Below are 17,115 nucleotides of genomic sequence, written 5' to 3'. Positions count from 1 at the left end.
CCCCATTATGTCAACGTTTCGAGACAAGTCTTTCCTAAGTTCAGTGAAGGGCAAGGTAATATTTGGCTATTTTATTGCCTCGTTAGCTTTGAGCGCTTCCTGGTTTATCAGCAAACTTGCATTTGAAGATATGCAGGTAAAGCTGGCAACATTGTCGCAGCCGAATGATAAGTTAAGACATGTAAACAAAGTGTTCAGGGAGATCGTATTGCTCGATCAGATGCAAAATGCGCTGCCTCATGGCGGCGAGCAAGCCCGAAAAGAATTAATGTTGCAGTCAGCATATCTTGTCCAGTGCCTCGATTCGCTGAAAGACCTCTCTGTTGAGAATCCCTTGCAGATTATTCGAATTGATTCCATGAAAAAGATCCTCAGGGCCAGAGAAGGGATCTATGGAAACTACGTGGATGTCCGTTCAAAACTTGTCAGCAACAAAGATCTTTCCGATCAGGTAAAGTCAATATCCGGGATGATCACGACAAATCAGAAACGCCCGGACAGCACGGTTGTAAAAACCGAAAAGAAAGTTACGACGACCACTATATACACTTCGATTCCTGATTCCCAACAAAAAGCAGAAGTTAAAAAGAGCGGATTGCTCAAAAGGGTTTTTGGAAAAAAACAAAAGAAAGAGTCACAAACCGTAAAAGAGTCTCCCAAAATCGTTCAGAAACAGGAGGTCAAAATTGAAGTAGACACCCTCACGGTAGCTAAGGAAGATAGCACGATTGAAAAAGTTGGACAGGTGGTCCATGATATTGAAAAAGCTCAGAAAATAAGGACTGATCGTTTTGTGGATCGCGAACAACAGCTCGCGACCGCTGGAAATACTTTGGTTAGTCAGCTTCTCGGTGTTATGCGAAACGTTGAGCGGGACGTGATGAATGACAACAACAAACAAAACTCTCAAACTCAAAAACTGGTCACCGCCACGGTCGATAAGATTAAATGGGTTGCGCTTGGATTTTTCTTTGTAATTGCACTTTTATCATATCTTATTCTCACTGATATTACTAAAAGCAATGCCTATAGGTCTCAATTGGAAGAAGCAAAAGAAGAGGCTGAATACCATAGCATGGCAAAACAGCGCTTCCTGTCCAACATGAGCCACGAGATCAGGACGCCATTACAGTCTATTATCGGATATTCAGAGGTATTAAAAAATTCGCCCAATCCAAAGAAACAGGATCTTGAAACGATCCACTCTGCCTCTGAACACTTGCTGTATCTGATCAACGACGTATTAGATTATAGCAGGATTATATCCAACCAGTTCAGTTTTGAAAAAAGGGTTTTTGCTATATCACCACTGCTGGAGGAAGTAATACAGATGCTGCGCCCCACCGCGTCGTCCAAAACCCTGTTACTCTCGCTGGAAAATAGTCTGGATAAAGACTTACACCTCGAAGGCGATCCTTTCAGACTACGCCAGATTCTATATAATTTATTGACCAACGCGATCAAATTCACCGAGCATGGCGAAGTGATTTTGAAAGCAAGCGGAAAACAAAACAAGGCAAATTTCAACCTGATGCTGGAGATCGTCGATACAGGTATCGGATTGTCTAAAGAACAGCAACACCGCGTTTTCAACCAGTTTGAGCAGGCAGATCCCTCCATCGCCCGTAAGTATGGTGGAAGCGGACTTGGTCTTAGCATTGTCAAATCCCTGGTGGATGCTATGAAAGGACAGATCAAGGTGACCAGCAAACTGGGCGAAGGTACCGTGTTTACCGTTTCTGTAGCACTAAAAAAAGCGCAGCCCATTCAATCTGTGGTGGCAAAACCGGAAGAAAAGACATATCAGATCAACGGAAAAGTTTGGCTTGTTGACGATGACGCTTTTATCCTCAAGTGGTGTGCCTCGGTGCTGGATTTGCATGGTATCAGAAATTCAAGTTTCTCCTCGGCTGAAGAAACGCTCAACCATCCCTGGGATCCGGAGGTGAAATATGTATTGACCGACCTGCGGATGCAGGGAATGAATGGTGCCGAAATGTGTAAACGATTGAGAAAAGTGGTGCCGTCAGATGTGAAATTCTTCGTTCTTACTGCTCAGGCTTTACCAGAAGAGCGAGAAAAATTAATGGAAATGGGTTTCGACGGCATATTGATGAAACCCTTCCATTCTAATGAGCTATTGGATATTCTTGAAGTCAATTCCGCAGAACGAATATCAGAAGCTCCAATCCTGGACTTGACCAATCTGCAGGAAATGACTTTCGGTGATGAAGGTATGATTCGGGAGGTATTGGAACAATTTGTCAAAGATTCACAGAAAGATATAGTCGCTTTGAAAGACTCCATGGATCGTAAAGATGACAACGGGATCATGGAACTATCGCATAAGCTTGCTGGAAGAACAGGGCAAATTGGCGCCAAAGATGTATCGGCTCGCTTCAGGCAACTTGAAATGGCAATTAAAAACAATGCCCATAAAGCGGAGGTGTCTGAGATCCTTGAGCTTACGGGCATGTTGGAAGGACTGATCGTTACAGTCGAAGAGAAAATATATACTTATTCAATCTGATATTTCTCAATCTTGTAATAAAGTGTCTTCCGATCTATATTGAGCAGCTTGGCAGCTTTGCTTTTGTTATAGCGCACTTCCTGCAAAACCTTTTCGATCATCTCTTTTTCATGACTTTCCTGAATAGCTTTAAGGTTTGATCCCGATGGTTTCTGCTGCTCTTCTTCCAAAGCCGTTATCATTTCCGAAGGCAGACCATTCAACGTAGCCTCCTCTTCTTTCGACAACAAGACCAGTCGCTTGATCACATTGTTCAGCTCGCGAAGATTACCTGGCCAGTCATATCGCATAAAAACGTCCATAACCTCCGGGGACAAACGTCGCACGTTTCTACCTAATTCCTGATTTGCTTTGTCCACAAAATGCTGAACAAAAATATGCAGATCCTCTCCTCTCCGGCGCAATGGCGGCACATCGATTTTAAATTCGTTGAGGCGATGATATAGATCCTCTCTGAAATCTCCTTTTGCTGAGTTCGCCATCAAATCCTCGTTGGTTGCCGCAATAAGACGAACATCAACTTTGACCTGATTGGTACTTCCAACCGGTACAATAATTCTTTCCTGCAAAGCCCTTAACAACTTCACCTGAACGTCGTATCCCAAGTTTCCAATTTCATCCAGAAACAAGGTACCTCCGTTTGCGGCTTCAAACTGCCCCAATTTATCCTGAAGTGCTCCCGTAAAAGCACCTTTTTTATGACCAAACAATTCGCTGGCTGCCAGTTCCTTAGATAACGATCCACAATCAATGGCGACAAATGGGCCCTTATTTCTCTTGCTTAAAGCGTGAATGGATTTGGCTACATGTTCCTTACCTGTACCGCTCTCCCCCTGAATAATGACAGACATATCCGTCGGAGCAACCAGTCGTACATATTCATAGAGCTGTTTCGAAAGCTCGCTTTGGCCTTCGATAAACCCTGAAACCTCTTTGCCTTGTTTTTTAGCCGGGGTATCCACAACAGTCGTGACGGGCGTTTCGCCGGATTTACTGATCGCTTCACCCAAAACCATCAATAATTCCTCTGGATTGACAGGCTTTGTGATATAGTCAAACGCGCCGTTCTGCATCGCGCTAACTGCAGTCCGGACATCATGAAAACTCGTCATGATAAATGCCGGAATTCTGATTCCTTCGCTGCGAATTCCCTTCAGGAAATCAACCGAATTCCCGTCAGGAAGACGATAATCCAACATCAGTACCTCGAAGGCTACACCATCTTTTATACTTTTATCAAGCACATTTTTAGCTTCTTGAATAGAAGAACACACTCTGACTTCATGACCGTGTTTGCCAAGGAACGAAGTAAGAAGTTTGGAAAATGTAGTATCGTCTTCTACAAGGAGTAGTTGAGCCATAAATGTTGTGAAAAATTAACTAAATACAATTTTAACGATATTCGCGCAGTAAAATTACAAAGAAATGCCAAAAAGCCGGTCTTCCGGGCTCCTTGGCATTTTAACAAACTTAGCTCTAAAAAAGTGTAATTACTACTCTACTTTCTTCCCATCTTTATCAAGATTGATATTAGCGGTTTCAGTACCTTTTTTCAAGGTAATTTCGTAATACTGAGAATTATCTGGTTTTGTTACTAAAAACGCAGAACTTGCTGTCCAGCCTGCAAACGCGTCGCCTGCCAGCGTAGTTTTTACTGCTTCCGGAAGTTCTTCCGGCTTCACGGCTACTTTTTCCTGAGAAGCATATACTACGTTATATGAATCTTTAAGTGGATTTGCATTAACACTCATTACTGCTCCCATTCCGATCGCTATTACCAACGCTCCTAACTTTTTCATAGTTACCAAGAATTAATTTAATACAATAATTTAACTGATATGGATAATTAAAAGACTGAGCCTGAAATTCTGCAACTAAATAATAGTCTCATTATCAGCTATTTAATATTTTAGGCAGATTTTTTTAGGTTACGTATATGAAGATTTTATCCGCTATTTGTCCAAAAAAATCGCGTGCCAATTCAAAAAAATTATATTTAAGTAAAACTTATTCACAATTATCGAAATAATATGCTCTTCCCGGCCAACTTCTAACTTCAAAAATCCCGACAGGCTATACCTCATTTCCCCTAATATCTCTTACTCGTGAAAATTCGAACGAGCCGCTCCCGGGCTGTTTTGATGGATAGTTTCTCACTTTATTTCAAATTTCTTTCAAAAAAATTACAAATCTTTAACCAGCTCAATATCAGATACTTCATCGGCACTGAAAAGATTATACGTCCCAACAAAATCTTTCGGAAGTATACCAATTCTTAAAATCAATTGATCTAAACATTTTTTCCCGGCGTAGGTTTTAATAGAGTTCAGCCTTCCGACAAACGGAGGGATTTTCAAACCACAACCGCTATGGATCAATTAAGCAACACACACAAGCATGACAAAAATGAAAGTCAAATGCTTTCAGTTGTCAACCGGAGGCTTTTCCTTCGTTCCGCAGGAGTAGCCTCTGCGATGGGAGCATTTATTCTTGGAGCTTGTAACAATGATGATGACCCTGTTATACAGGGAGATATGACAGTAGACTTGGGTATGGGTGACGCAGGCGTTCTAAATTACGCCTATGCTTTGGAACAATTGGAAGCCGCGTTTTACACTCAGATCATCGCAACTCCATATTCAGGAATGAGTGACGCGGAGAAAATGATTTTGACCGACATCCGCGATCACGAAATTATTCACAGAGATTTCTTCAAAAAAGCATTGGGAAGCGGTGCCATCAAAGATTTGGAGGTCAACTTTTCCACCATTGATTTTACGAAAAGAGATAGCGTTTTAGGTGCTGCGAAGTTATTCGAAGATACTGGAGTTCAAGCGTACAACGGTGCAGGAAAATTGATCAAAAATGCGGACTATCTGTTGATAGCGGGAAAAATCGTTTCGGTAGAGGCTCGCCACGCAGCAGTTATTCGCGATTTGTTGAATCCTAAATCTCAGGATTTTGCTGGTAGTGACGTCATTGACGCCGACGGTTTTGACAAAGCAGTAGCTCCTGCTGATATTCTTGCCGCCGTAAAAGGTTATGTAAAGAATACGATCAACGGCGCCAACATAGGTAAATAATTTCTTACAACACTATCTTAGAAACTCATGGATATTTTCAAAATAATAGATGAATTTCAAAAAATCGACGGAGACGCGGCAGGCCGCCTGGAGTATGCTTCACGTCGACTTTTTATGAATCGTATCGGGACTAAAATTGCATCTGTGGCAGTTCCGACAGTACTTGCCTCGGTTATCAACAAGGCATATGCACAATCTGCAACCGCAATTGATGTGCTCAATTATGCGCTCACGTTAGAGTATCTGGAAGATGGTTTTTACCAAATGGGTAATGCTGCAACAGGACTTATCCCGGATTCGGATAAAGCAATATTCGCTACAATTGGCAAACACGAAACTGCTCACGTAGCATTTTTGGTAAAAGCATTAGGAGACAAGGCTATTTCTAAACCTAATTTTGATTTCCAGTACAAAGGTGCTTTTGCAGACGTGTTCACTAACTATAACACTTTCGTGACCGTTTCAAGCGCATTGGAGGACACCGGAGTTAGAGCTTATAAAGGACAGGCGGGTGCGCTTATTGCTGACCCCGCGATTCTTGAGTACGCACTTCGCATTCACTCCGTGGAAGCACGTCACGCTGCGGTGACCCGCAGATTGGCAGGTGTGTTGACGGGCAATGCGGCCATGAAAGGATGGATTACTGGCAAAGAAGGAGCAGTTCCTGCGATTTATGCTGGGGAAGATAATATGACTCAAGGGGGTGCTGACTTGAACGGGCTTTCCGGGAAAAGTGCGGCTGCCATCACGGAAGCATTCGATGAACCATTAACAAAAGAGGCAGTGCTTGCAATCGCGGGCCCTTTCATCAGTGCATAATCTTCTGTAAAACAGAAGATTGATTAAAGCTATACACACACGAATTCATTATACTGGTTAAAGTTGAAAGTGGAACAGGTTGGCTAAGGATTGACTTCATTGAGGTCAATCCTTTTTTTATGATATACCAGGAGTACAATAATTTAAAAAATGGGTATATCCCTGCCGAGGTTTGCTTATTTTTGAAAGTGATAGTTCAAACCAGGCCGTTGAAATAATGAGTACCCCATTAAATAGAAGAAAATTTATTAAGAATTCTGGTCTCGCAGCATTAACTGCAGCAATCGGTACAAATATCGTTTTTGCGGAAAATATGCCAGTGGGATATGTCCCTGTTATTTTGGGTGAGAAGGATGCATTGAAAGGCAAAAGCACCGAAATGCTGGTGCTGGGTGACAAGCCCTGGAACGTCGAAACGCCGCTTCACTTACTGGATGACAACGTGACGCCGGTAGACAAAATGTTTATTAGAAATAATGGGCTTATCCCTGAATCTTTTGACGTCAAAACGTGGACGCTTACTATTAATGGTGAATCTGCGAAGACCACGAAAACATATACCATCGCGGATTTAAAAAAGCAGTTTAAAACTTATACCTATCAGCTCCTCCTCGAATGCGGTGGAAACGGCCGATCGGGATATCAACCCCAAACTTCGGGAAATCAATGGGGACAGGGTGCTGTTCATTGCGCCAAATGGACAGGTGTACGCCTAAAGGATATATTAAAGGATGTGGGCATCAAAGATGATGCTGTATATATAGGATATCATTCAAAGGATTTGCACCTAAGCAGGGATCCCAAAAAAGAGGCTATTTCGCGAGGAGTTCCTATTGCGAAAGCTTTGGAAGACGAGACGCTAATTGCCTGGGGACTAAATGGCGAGGATATACCCGAGTTTCACGGTTTTCCGCTTCGTTTGGTAATCGGTGGATGGCCCGCTTCAACTTCCGGAAAATGGCTGAGCGGTATATCAATTCGAAATAAGGTTCACGACGGCGCAAAAATGGAAGGCCACAGTTACAAAATTCCAAAAATCCCTGTGGCCCCAGGTACCGAAGTTCCGCTTACTGACGAATATTTTCAGATCATTGGTTCAATGCCTGTCAAGTCTATAATTACTTATCCAAAATCCGGTGCTATAATCAGCCCGGATCAGGAATTGCCATTGCGTGGGCATGCCTGGGCTGGCGACAGACAGGTCAAACAGGTCCATATTTCAATTGACTTTGGAGCAACGTGGCAACTAACCCATTTGGAAGCACCTGTAAATCGCCTTGCGTGGCAGCAATGGAATACTAAAATAAAATTACCGACAAAGGGATATTATGAGGTGTGGGTTAAAGCAACAGATGACCAAGGTATTTCCCAACCAATGCTATCTCCTGCATGGAATCCGGGAGGATATCTGAACAATGCATGTGAGCGAATCGCTGTAAAAGCCGAATAATTTTTGATATGATATTACCTGTTAAATACGCCTTTACGATATTGTTAAGTGCCGCGTTGTATTTCGGATATGATGGCATTCAGCTTTCAAATGTTATTGCAAAAAAAGAAATTCTAGGCTCGGAATCGGTTGCAGATACGCTGAAAAAAGATCCGGAGACTGGATTGTATGAGGATAAAAATCTGTACATGGTAAAGGCGCAATGCACCAATTGCCATTCCACCAAGTTGATTATCCAACACCGCTTTTCAAGAGATGGCTGGCGCCAGAAGATCAGATGGATGCAGGCAAACCACAATTTGTGGGATCTGGGCGAAACCGAAGTTCAGGTGCTTGATTATCTGGAAAAATATTACGCACCTTCAGCGACCGTGGCGCGAAGGGCTCCGTTGAAAGATATTAAATGGTATAAGCTTAATTCACAATAGGCTAACTATTGCTACTCTTTTTGTTGAACCAGTTAAGCTTAGGAATCAATCTTAATGTCCCTAACATGTTGGTGGTTCATCTACAACTTTTCGTTTACTCAATACCCAAAAACTTCTTGAAACCTTTCCCTTTCCTTCCGAATACCCGCTTTTGTTTAATATTCCTTTTGTACATTTTATCAGGATTTACCAGTCTCCACACGAATGAATTTCTCGCCGAAAAAGATGATTTACCGAATCCATTAGCAGCCGAAGTTGTAGGGATTCAGGATGGAGACACGATTGAGTTGAAATACATATATAGCGGTAAAAAAGCCGGGCATAGACAAAACATGCCGTTGCGTATTCGATTGATGCATATCAATTGCCCGGAGCGTGGCAAACCGTATTATAAAGTGGCTAAACAATATACCTCCAGAATGTGTTTTCGCACTCAGGTGAAAATCAAACATCATGGCGAATTCGATAAATATGGTAGGCTCATCGGCGAAGTAATTCTTGCCAATGGAGAGAATTTAAACAAAAGTCTGGTTAGAAACGGGCTTGCCGTGCACTTCAAAAAATATTCATCCGATCGGGCATATGCTGATCTTGAGAATACGGCGAGAACAAATAAAGTTGGGATATGGAGTCAGGAGGGTATAAATTTGGGGAGATTATAAAAGGATATGACAAACGAGGCTGCACTTTATCAGATATTATTTCAGGACGAGACGCTTTTTCAGATTAGCGAGCCAGCGGTAATTCACAAAAGCACCGAGTCGCAAAGCACCAAGCCAGTTTCAGAGCCTGTCTTACCATCTACGCCTTCGATTATCCCGCCCGTGGTTGTTGCACCTGTTGCTCATCAAACTACTTTCCCAGCCTTAAAACACAGTATATTGGTTCTGGCCGATGAACCAAAATCCAAAGAGATCAATAATTCGGAGCTTACTTTGCTGACGAACATCCTCAAAGCCGTGGGTCATTCCATTGCCGAAGTTGATATGCTTAATTTCAGCCATCTTGAAAGTAAAGATGCGCGGGTTGTTTTGGCTGAAAAAAGAACCAATTATTTCATCACATTCGGGGTACCGTTAATTAAACTGAACCTGGATCTATTGCTCCCTCCGTATACACCCAAGCAGATAGAAGGTATATGGTTTCTGCTCGCGGACCCATTGTCGGTGGTGGAAGCCGACGTCAATATCAAAAAGAAGCTTTGGCTGGCGCTAAAGTCGATGTTTCCAAATACCTAGTTCAGAGACATTTACGCCAAATTAATTACCGATCATCACAATAATGTGGATAGTTTACCTGTTTTGATGGATAATCGCAGGCTAATCCATCACCATTATGGCCAAACTCACTGAAAAACTAATGCAATGGTTTCGTTCATCGAGATCAGATGAAGAAGACTATTACGACGACGAACAAGAGTCTTCCGAAATTGTAGAAAAACACAACACAACGGATCCGTTGACCACATACCTGCAGCCAACGGCTGTGGCTGACATTACCATTCCAAATTCGGGTGAAAACAATTCAACGCCAGACCCGGGTCCTTCCATTCCTTACTGGCTTGAAGACGAAGCAACTTTGCGGGACGAGGGAGTTCTTTTTGGTTTGTCAGAGTCGGATCCTCAGGAGAAAACGGAAATCATTCATAAGTACTTTTCACAATTGTCTTCCGGGCATATTGCCGATATCGAACAGCAGAATGAGCGCATTCAGGAGTTGAACCTTTTCATCGGTCAAAAAAGCCAGCGGATGGAAGACTTAAGCTCGAAATTCGCGTTAGAAACGCAAATAAGGTTTAATTCCAATCACCATTTACCTCGGACGCTTATCGGATTGGGTCTTTGCATCATTATGTGTACAGGCAATTTTTATCTGATCAAGGAATCGCTCGAACCTGTGTTTAAGGCAAGTGGGGCCATATCAATCGGTGTTTTTCTGGCGGGAATGTTCAGCCTCTTTGGCCGAATTTCGATGTTTCATGACGGCGACTCAAAAGTAACCTGGCGGTCGCTTCTGGAGGAGATCGGGTTGCCTTTTGCAGCTTCGCTGTTTGTCTTCATAAACGCGCTGACCTATCAAACTTTCTGGCAAGCGCTGGCGCTGTTTGTGTTTGTTTTCTTTCTGTTCCTTTTTGCTGGCAAACTTCTTTTAAGCAACATTACCTTGTTGCGAAACGACCTGAAAATATGGATTGACAACAAAAACGATAAAGAGAAATCGGAGCAGAATTGCACTACCTGGGAAGAGGATATATTACGTCTCGAAGAAGAAATAGATGAATTGCGCGTCAAAAAATGGCAGGCTTTGAAAGAACAGAGAGATGCCGAAATCGCCAGGGATAAAATTTTCGCCAAAAGAGATATGCTCATCAAGCTTTTTGAAAGTGAGTTTTACCTGGCAAGAAGGATGAAAAACGAGCTGACTAGCAAGCAATTAAAATATATCAGCGGCAACAGAGAATAGCGATTAACATTGCGCTTCGAAAAACCAGAATAGCATTCTCATCTTCAGAAATATATAGTTATGGAAGAACAGACAGAAAATCAACAACCGGAATTCAATACCGGATATACCAGTGGAATTGAAGGAACTGATCCTCAATCGTATAAATCGTACCTGGCAAGCAATACGAGTCAGGAATGGTATACCGAGCAGTTGACACAGAAAAAAGAGGCGTTGGCTTTAAACCAGAGCGAATACAAAGAAGCGGCTCTTCTGCATAAAAATGCTTTCGATAAACTTCAGAACGAGTTAAGAGGACTAAATTCACAGACTCAACTCGAAAGCCAGATCGAACAATCGATAGCAGATATAGATACTACTTCGGAAACGCTGCGGACAAAAAGGGAAGAAAAAGGGCCTTCCTATTCTTTGATAGCCGGGCTAATCTTTCTAGCGGCAGGTATATCCTTTATTGCGGGTGACCTTATCATATCCCACGAAATTGTGGCATATGCCTTGAATATCAGAAACTCCAACGAAGCATGGGCTTTTGCAATTGGTTTGGCGATGCTTTCCGTTTTGCTAAAACCGGCCTATGACCGTTTGATTGAAGAACCTTTTCGGAATGAGGATACTCCTAAAGCAAGATCAAGATATGCAGGTTTTAAACTGACGCTATCTGTTTTTGCAATTGTCACTTTAATCGTTCTAGGCTGGTTCCGTTATGAAGCATATCGCACAGATAAATTAAAAGAGGCGATCAATAAATCGGTTAAAAGCTTACAGTTAAACGCCGTTGATCCGTTGACGGGTGCACCAATCAATAGTCCGGAATTGACCAACAAAATTGAACAGGCGCTTCAAAATTCAGATCAACTGAACCTGGATTTGGTGAATAGTCCCTGGGCATTGCTTTCATTCGTTTTAAGTGGAGTGCTTTTCGCGATTGCCGGTGCTGTTTCCCTGGGCATGGCTTTGCCGGTACTCCAGGGATTTTGGTATCGCTGGCTGCAGGCGGATCCTAAATTGTGGCGATTAAAACGCAGAAGAAAGAAGTTGGCTACACAATTAGCTGCTGTTCAGGAGAAAATTCATGAGCACGTATCTCAGAAGAATATCCACGAAAACGACCTGAATCTTATTCCTTCTCTTACGAAATTGAAAGAAGAAGAAACGAATCTTCGAATGGCGATCGAAAGGTTGGAATCTGAATTGCGCGAAGCCATGACAAACAGCCGTCAGGACTTGTTCGAAAGTGGATATGCGCACGGACAAGTTTCGCGGGCGGTAATGTCGGAAGAAGAATACGATGAATGGCGTAACAGTCATCTGACGGTTTCTAACCTGGCGCTGCGGGCGAAGGCCAATTCCTCATCAGATAGGGCTGTTACTAGAACCAAGAATACAGGAATGCGTCCCCATCAGGCAATAAGAAAGGCGATCACGGATCGATTGGATGATAATAATTTCTAACGAAATTGCTTAAATTCGGACATTTTCCCGACTTACAGTAAAATGATCCTAACACCGAATTTGAGAATTGTCCCGTGCGACGATACGCTTTTTGACGCTATCAGAATGGGCAATAATATATTAGCCAGAGTATTGGGGGCTAATGTCCCAAAAAAATGGACTGAATTCCGAGATACGTTTACTCCTTCATATCATCGCTGGAAAGCCCACCCTCCCCTGCGGGAGTGGTGGGTTTATCTTACAATCTGTACGATAGACAACCAACTCATCGGCTCATGCGGATACAAAGGCGAACCTGATAGTACAGGCACTGTCGAAATCGGTTATGAAATCATGCCTTCCCACCGCCTCCGAGGGCTTGGCGAAGAAACAGCCCGGGGTTTGGTTACACACGCATTTAGTCAAAGTGGCGTACACAAAGTGATTGCCCATACTATCTCGGAAGAAAATGCTTCTGTACATATTCTTCAAAAAATTGGATTCCAGCAAACGGAGGATATCATAGACCAGGAAGAAGGGCCGCTTTGGCTGTGGGAGCTTTCCAAGGCAAGGTACCTGGAGTTATATAATTGATATGCAATCTCTTATAAAACATCCCATACCGTTTTCATCTAGGTGCATTCACCCTTTACAATCCAATGACCATTTCCTGACGAGACCTGACCAAAAGTCCAATTATCTACTCAATTGCCGATAAAATTTATATAGGACTTAATTTACTTTTTTTTGCCCTAATTTAGTACTTTAAGCATCCGAACCGAGATGTTCTGGTTCCGGCATAACCCTGTTTGAAATGTCAACAAACAAATATCCCTGGCTCAAATTTTATCCGGAAGGCGTTCCCGCAGAAATTAACCCGGACCTATATAGTTCTATTGCAGACCTTTTTGAAGAAAGCTTTCAAAAGTATGCAAACCTAACCGCCTTTTACAATATGGGCGTAAACATGACGTATGCTGAGCTGGAAGTGTATTCCCGACACCTGGCCGCATATTTTCAAAGTTTGGGACTGAAAAAGGGAGATAAAATTGCAATCCAAATGCCCAATGTTTTGCAATATCCGGTTGCAATGGTTGCTGCGATTCGCGCAGGACTGGTCGTTGTCAACACCAACCCGCTGTATACCAGTAGGGAGATGCGCCACCAGTTTGCCGATTCAGGGGCTAAAGCGATAGTAATTCTTGCAAATTTTGCTGCCAACCTTCAGAAAATTATTGGAGAGACCCAGATTCAGCACGTGATCGTCACTGAGATAGGTGATTTGCTCGGTTTTCCGAAAAAAATCCTTGTGAACGCTGTGGTCAGGTATGTCAAAAAAATGGTTCCCGCATATGATTTGCCCAGTGCTGTGTCAATTAATAAAGCGCTGTCAATCGGAGCAGCGATGGGTTATAAACGACCGGAAATCAAGGGGTCTGATGTTGCTTTCATTCAATATACCGGTGGAACGACGGGAGTAGCAAAAGGGGCTATGCTAACCCATCGCAATTTAATCGCAAATGCGGAAGGTGTAAACGAATGGCTCATGTCCAAACTCCGGGAATCAGGAAGCAGCGAGCAACTTGTGATGGCGGCCCCTCTTCCACTCTACCACATTTTCGCAATGACGGTGAATGGATTATGTGGGATCAAATGGGGAGCACTTAACGTGCTCATCACTAACCCGCGGGATATGAAGGCGTTTATAAAAGACCTCAAACAATTCAGGATCAATATATTCCCTGGCCTCAATACCCTTTTCAATGCACTAAATAATAACGAAGATTTTAAATCGGTCGATTTTAGTGGGCTGCAAGTGTCCATCGCCGGGGGTATGGCACTCCAGCAGGTTGTCGCGGAAAAATGGGAGAAAATTACTGGCTGCACATTGGTTGAAGGATATGGTCTTTCCGAAACATCACCCGTATTATCCGTTAATCCGTTGAACGGACGTCACAGACCTGGAACGATCGGTATTCCATTCCCAAGTACTGAAATGCGCATATTACGTGATGACGATACCTGGGCCGAGTTAGGGGAACGGGGTGAGATATGTGCAACCGGGCCACAAATTATGCTCGGCTACTTAAACCGACCCGACGAAACTGAAAAGGTTATTTTCGAAGACAAAGACGGACGTTGGTTCAGAACTGGCGATATCGGCATCGAAGATGAAGATGGCTTTTTCAAAATCGTAGATCGGAAGAAGGATATGATCCTGGTTTCGGGTTTCAATGTATATCCCAACGAAATTGAAGACGTTGTTTCCCGTTGTCCGGGTGTCCTGGAAGTTGCGTGCGTGGGCGTTCCGAGTGAAAAATCCGGAGAAATCGTAAAAATATTTGTAGTGAAACGTGATCAGGGTTTGACAGAAGAAACAATTAAAAAATATTGCAGAGAAAATTTAACCGGCTATAAGTGTCCGAAGGTTATTGAATTTCGTGACGAATTGCCCAAAACGAATGTTGGTAAAATTCTCCGCCGCGCACTCAGAGACGAAGCGCTTGCTAAATAAGGAATTTAATAATTAATTAACTCATTATGAGTGACAAAGCCAGGGTAGTTATCTCTGGCTTTTGTCTTTTGTAGCTACACGTACGACACCATTTTCTGCTCTAAAAGTCAACTAATTTGAATATCCCAAGGCGAGGAATTTGAAGAATTATTAGCTTCTTATTCGCATTTAGCTTGTATAATAATTGATATTCAACTAGTTTCATCATCCCACGGCTCAATTCAGGCAGCCATCATTTCTTAATTTATTACTCAACCCAAATAAGAAAACGATATGAATCTCCGCCGCAAAACATTGGTATTACTTCATGGTCATGGAATGGACGATACGATTTGGGATCATGTGGACGCTAATCTCAATGAATATTTCACCATTGTCAGACCCAATATTTCCTTGTTCACGTTTTGTCAAACTGTGGAACAATATGCAGAGGAGCTTCACCGCTTCCTGACCAACGCAACCATTACAAAGTGCACGCTGATTGGTCACTCAATGGGTGGATATATTGGCTTGGCTTTCGCGGAAAAGTATCCTGAAATGCTGGAAGGATTCGGCCTATTTCATTCAACCGCATTCGCAGATGATGAAACCAAGAAACACCAGCGCAACCAAACGATCGAAATGCTCCGGAACTATGGAGCGGAAACTTTTATAAAAAACACCGGCCCAAATCTTTTCGGCGATCGGTTTAAGGAGGTGTTTCCTGAGAAAATCAAAGGCCACGTGACTCGTTTTGGCAAGCTACCGGCAGAAGCGCTGATAGCAGGTGTTACTGCAATGCGCAATCGTCCCGACCGGACGGCTGTTCTAAAATCGTTCAAATTTCCGGTTCTCCTCATTCTCGGAATGCAGGATAAGGTATTGAGTTTTGAAAACACAATTGAACTCGTTGAATATCCTGATCAGATGTATCCTTTTATACTGGCCGAGGCCGGGCATATGGGTATGGTTGAAAGGCCTGACGCTGCTTCCAGGATGATATCGTGGTATATGTCCAAAATTTAATCAAAACAATATCTTCTTGAATTTATTAATTCAAGTCAGTGTTCGTTATATCATGGCTAAACACTGACTTTTTTTGTAATATGAAGAATCTCGACTACAAAACGTTACAGTACAAATTTTCGCTGCTGTTTATATGGTGCTTCCTGCTGCTGACAGCTTGTGATAACAATAACGATCCAGTAACTCCGGAGGAAAATCAGTATCTGATCGAGAGCACGAAGATTGCTGACGTTACCAAAGAATCTATTTCAGCCCAGGTAGCAGCCATCAGTCCGCTTTTGACGGGATATGTCAAAAATGGCGTTACCGTTTACAAACTCTCTTATCATACCAAGAATACAGACGGCACTGATATCACGGCATCGGGTGCATTAATCATTCCGGATACTGACCAGGAAGCATCTATGCTGAGTATTCAACACGGGACTATTTATACTGAAGAATCCGCACCGTCCAACTTTCAGGAGGGACAGGAAGCTGCGACTTTCGGAGCTTTGAGTGCGTCGCTCGGCTATATCGTTGTCTATCCCGACTACATAGGATATGGCGCGTCGAAAGATTACCCGCATCCCTATGAGCATCGGGCCAGTCTTGCATCAGCAAGTCTCGATATGCTTAGAGCTGCGAAGGAGTTTATCAAAGGCCAGAATGATGTAAAATGGAATCAGAAACTATATCTTGGAGGATACTCAGAGGGGGGGTATGCAACGATGTCTCTTCAGAAAAAAATTGAAGAAGAGGCATCTGCGGAGTTTAACCTCAAGGCGTCCAGTTGCGGAGCCGGAGCATATGACAAAACCGCGTTTACTGACAATATCATCAACAACACTACGCAGGGAGTAGCCAAATATAACAAGCTGTATTTGTGGGTTTTATTGACATACGACAGGGTTTACAAATTGAATAAACCCAAAAGCTATTACTTCAAAGAACCATATGCCACTCAGGTTGAGCAAAACGGAGTTGATACAGAAATCAATGTGAGTTTCAATACCACATTAACCGACACGTTCATTTCGGAAGTTAATAACGGAACGAATAAAGGTTTCATCGATGCTGTGGCAGACAATAATGTGTATAACTGGAAACCGACTACCCCAACCAGGCTTGTACACGGCGACGAAGATCCGGTGGTTTTCTATCTGAATTCGGTGAACGCATATGCCGCAATGAAAAAATTAGGTGCACCTGACGTTGAACTCATTACCATACCAAACGGCACACACGAAAGCTCGATTGATGATTATCTGATATATACGCTGACTTTCTTCCAAACGCCGAAATACATGTAGTGTAGCCCTAGGCAAAATTGTCACAAATACCCGAAGACACCAACATCAGCATTCAATCCACATAGCAGAGTCCTAACACCCAGATACTTTCCAATACGC

The 17,115-nt window shown here is 42.9% G+C and carries 15 protein-coding genes; 13 read left to right on the top strand and 2 right to left on the bottom strand.

What is annotated here, in order from left to right; translation table 11 throughout:
* Nucleotides 1-7 precede the first annotated feature (7 nt).
* Nucleotides 8-2,530 (top strand): ATP-binding protein, encoded by a 2,523-nt coding sequence (locus AC1XUD_RS14880; RefSeq protein ID WP_483361814.1) that lies wholly within the window; start codon nucleotides 8-10, stop codon nucleotides 2,528-2,530.
* Here the strand turns inward: AC1XUD_RS14880 and AC1XUD_RS14875 are convergent.
* The gene (locus AC1XUD_RS14875; protein WP_483361813.1) at nucleotides 2,518-3,891 is read right to left on the bottom strand and encodes a sigma-54-dependent transcriptional regulator; all 1,374 of its coding nucleotides are present in this window, start codon (nucleotides 3,889-3,891) and stop codon (nucleotides 2,518-2,520) included. The genes AC1XUD_RS14880 and AC1XUD_RS14875 overlap by 13 nt on opposite strands.
* A gap of 132 nt (nucleotides 3,892-4,023) precedes the next feature.
* Nucleotides 4,024-4,329 (bottom strand): hypothetical protein, encoded by a 306-nt coding sequence (locus tag AC1XUD_RS14870; protein WP_483361812.1) that lies wholly within the window; start codon nucleotides 4,327-4,329, stop codon nucleotides 4,024-4,026.
* A 570-nt stretch (nucleotides 4,330-4,899) separates the two neighbouring features.
* Between AC1XUD_RS14870 and AC1XUD_RS14865 the strand changes: the two genes are divergently transcribed.
* From AC1XUD_RS14865 to AC1XUD_RS14810, 12 genes are all read left to right on the top strand, one after another.
* Entirely contained in the window at nucleotides 4,900-5,613 is a 714-nt protein-coding gene (locus tag AC1XUD_RS14865) for a ferritin-like domain-containing protein (protein ID WP_483361811.1), read from the top strand.
* Between the two features lie 27 nt (nucleotides 5,614-5,640).
* Nucleotides 5,641-6,432, top strand: a complete 792-nt coding sequence (locus tag AC1XUD_RS14860; RefSeq protein WP_483361810.1) for a ferritin-like domain-containing protein — start codon at nucleotides 5,641-5,643, stop codon at nucleotides 6,430-6,432.
* Between the two features lie 217 nt (nucleotides 6,433-6,649).
* Entirely contained in the window at nucleotides 6,650-7,882 is a 1,233-nt protein-coding gene (locus AC1XUD_RS14855; protein ID WP_483361809.1) for a sulfite oxidase, read from the top strand.
* Nucleotides 7,883-7,890: 8 nt separating this feature from the next.
* Nucleotides 7,891-8,310: a hypothetical protein gene (locus AC1XUD_RS14850; RefSeq protein ID WP_483361808.1), complete on the top strand. Its 420-nt coding sequence runs from the start codon at nucleotides 7,891-7,893 to the stop codon at nucleotides 8,308-8,310.
* Nucleotides 8,311-8,477: 167 nt separating this feature from the next.
* Nucleotides 8,478-8,972: a thermonuclease family protein gene (locus tag AC1XUD_RS14845; RefSeq protein WP_483361807.1), complete on the top strand. Its 495-nt coding sequence runs from the start codon at nucleotides 8,478-8,480 to the stop codon at nucleotides 8,970-8,972.
* Between the two features lie 6 nt (nucleotides 8,973-8,978).
* Complete coding sequence (locus AC1XUD_RS14840; RefSeq protein WP_483361806.1) at nucleotides 8,979-9,548, top strand: hypothetical protein; 570 nt, start codon at nucleotides 8,979-8,981, stop codon at nucleotides 9,546-9,548.
* A 97-nt stretch (nucleotides 9,549-9,645) separates the two neighbouring features.
* Nucleotides 9,646-10,773, top strand: a complete 1,128-nt coding sequence (locus AC1XUD_RS14835; protein ID WP_483361805.1) for a hypothetical protein — start codon at nucleotides 9,646-9,648, stop codon at nucleotides 10,771-10,773.
* 60 nt (nucleotides 10,774-10,833) lie between these two features.
* A complete protein-coding gene (locus AC1XUD_RS14830; protein ID WP_483361804.1) occupies nucleotides 10,834-12,225 on the top strand; it encodes a hypothetical protein in 1,392 nt (463 codons plus the stop codon).
* 42 nt (nucleotides 12,226-12,267) lie between these two features.
* Nucleotides 12,268-12,798 carry a GNAT family N-acetyltransferase gene (locus AC1XUD_RS14825; RefSeq protein WP_483361803.1) on the top strand — a complete coding sequence of 177 codons (531 nt, stop codon included), beginning with the start codon at nucleotides 12,268-12,270 and terminating at the stop codon, nucleotides 12,796-12,798.
* Nucleotides 12,799-13,018: 220 nt separating this feature from the next.
* A complete protein-coding gene (locus tag AC1XUD_RS14820; RefSeq protein WP_483361802.1) occupies nucleotides 13,019-14,719 on the top strand; it encodes an AMP-binding protein in 1,701 nt (566 codons plus the stop codon).
* A 273-nt stretch (nucleotides 14,720-14,992) separates the two neighbouring features.
* Nucleotides 14,993-15,724: an alpha/beta fold hydrolase gene (locus AC1XUD_RS14815; RefSeq protein ID WP_483361801.1), complete on the top strand. Its 732-nt coding sequence runs from the start codon at nucleotides 14,993-14,995 to the stop codon at nucleotides 15,722-15,724.
* An 80-nt stretch (nucleotides 15,725-15,804) separates the two neighbouring features.
* A complete protein-coding gene (locus AC1XUD_RS14810) occupies nucleotides 15,805-17,016 on the top strand; it encodes an alpha/beta hydrolase family protein (protein WP_483361800.1) in 1,212 nt (403 codons plus the stop codon).
* Nucleotides 17,017-17,115: the final 99 nt, after the last annotated feature.

The sequence above is a fragment of the Dyadobacter sp. HNCC25DJ184 genome (genome assembly GCF_056895215.1).
This window is presented reverse-complemented; position numbering and strand designations above follow the sequence as displayed.

What these genes read in the sequence shown, in the direction of transcription:
- AC1XUD_RS14880 (WP_483361814.1), top strand. Translation starts at nt 8, where the DNA reads ATGTCAACGTTTCGAGACAAGTCTTTCCTAAGTTCAGTGAAGGGCAAG.
- AC1XUD_RS14875 (WP_483361813.1), bottom strand. Translation starts at nt 3,891, where the DNA reads ATGGCTCAACTACTCCTTGTAGAAGACGATACTACATTTTCCAAACTT.
- AC1XUD_RS14870 (WP_483361812.1), bottom strand. Translation starts at nt 4,329, where the DNA reads ATGAAAAAGTTAGGAGCGTTGGTAATAGCGATCGGAATGGGAGCAGTA.
- AC1XUD_RS14865 (WP_483361811.1), top strand. Translation starts at nt 4,900, where the DNA reads ATGGATCAATTAAGCAACACACACAAGCATGACAAAAATGAAAGTCAA.
- AC1XUD_RS14860 (WP_483361810.1), top strand. Translation starts at nt 5,641, where the DNA reads ATGGATATTTTCAAAATAATAGATGAATTTCAAAAAATCGACGGAGAC.
- AC1XUD_RS14855 (WP_483361809.1), top strand. Translation starts at nt 6,650, where the DNA reads ATGAGTACCCCATTAAATAGAAGAAAATTTATTAAGAATTCTGGTCTC.
- AC1XUD_RS14850 (WP_483361808.1), top strand. Translation starts at nt 7,891, where the DNA reads ATGATATTACCTGTTAAATACGCCTTTACGATATTGTTAAGTGCCGCG.
- AC1XUD_RS14840 (WP_483361806.1), top strand. Translation starts at nt 8,979, where the DNA reads ATGACAAACGAGGCTGCACTTTATCAGATATTATTTCAGGACGAGACG.
- AC1XUD_RS14835 (WP_483361805.1), top strand. Translation starts at nt 9,646, where the DNA reads ATGGCCAAACTCACTGAAAAACTAATGCAATGGTTTCGTTCATCGAGA.
- AC1XUD_RS14830 (WP_483361804.1), top strand. Translation starts at nt 10,834, where the DNA reads ATGGAAGAACAGACAGAAAATCAACAACCGGAATTCAATACCGGATAT.
- AC1XUD_RS14825 (WP_483361803.1), top strand. Translation starts at nt 12,268, where the DNA reads ATGATCCTAACACCGAATTTGAGAATTGTCCCGTGCGACGATACGCTT.
- AC1XUD_RS14820 (WP_483361802.1), top strand. Translation starts at nt 13,019, where the DNA reads ATGTCAACAAACAAATATCCCTGGCTCAAATTTTATCCGGAAGGCGTT.
- AC1XUD_RS14815 (WP_483361801.1), top strand. Translation starts at nt 14,993, where the DNA reads ATGAATCTCCGCCGCAAAACATTGGTATTACTTCATGGTCATGGAATG.
- AC1XUD_RS14810 (WP_483361800.1), top strand. Translation starts at nt 15,805, where the DNA reads ATGAAGAATCTCGACTACAAAACGTTACAGTACAAATTTTCGCTGCTG.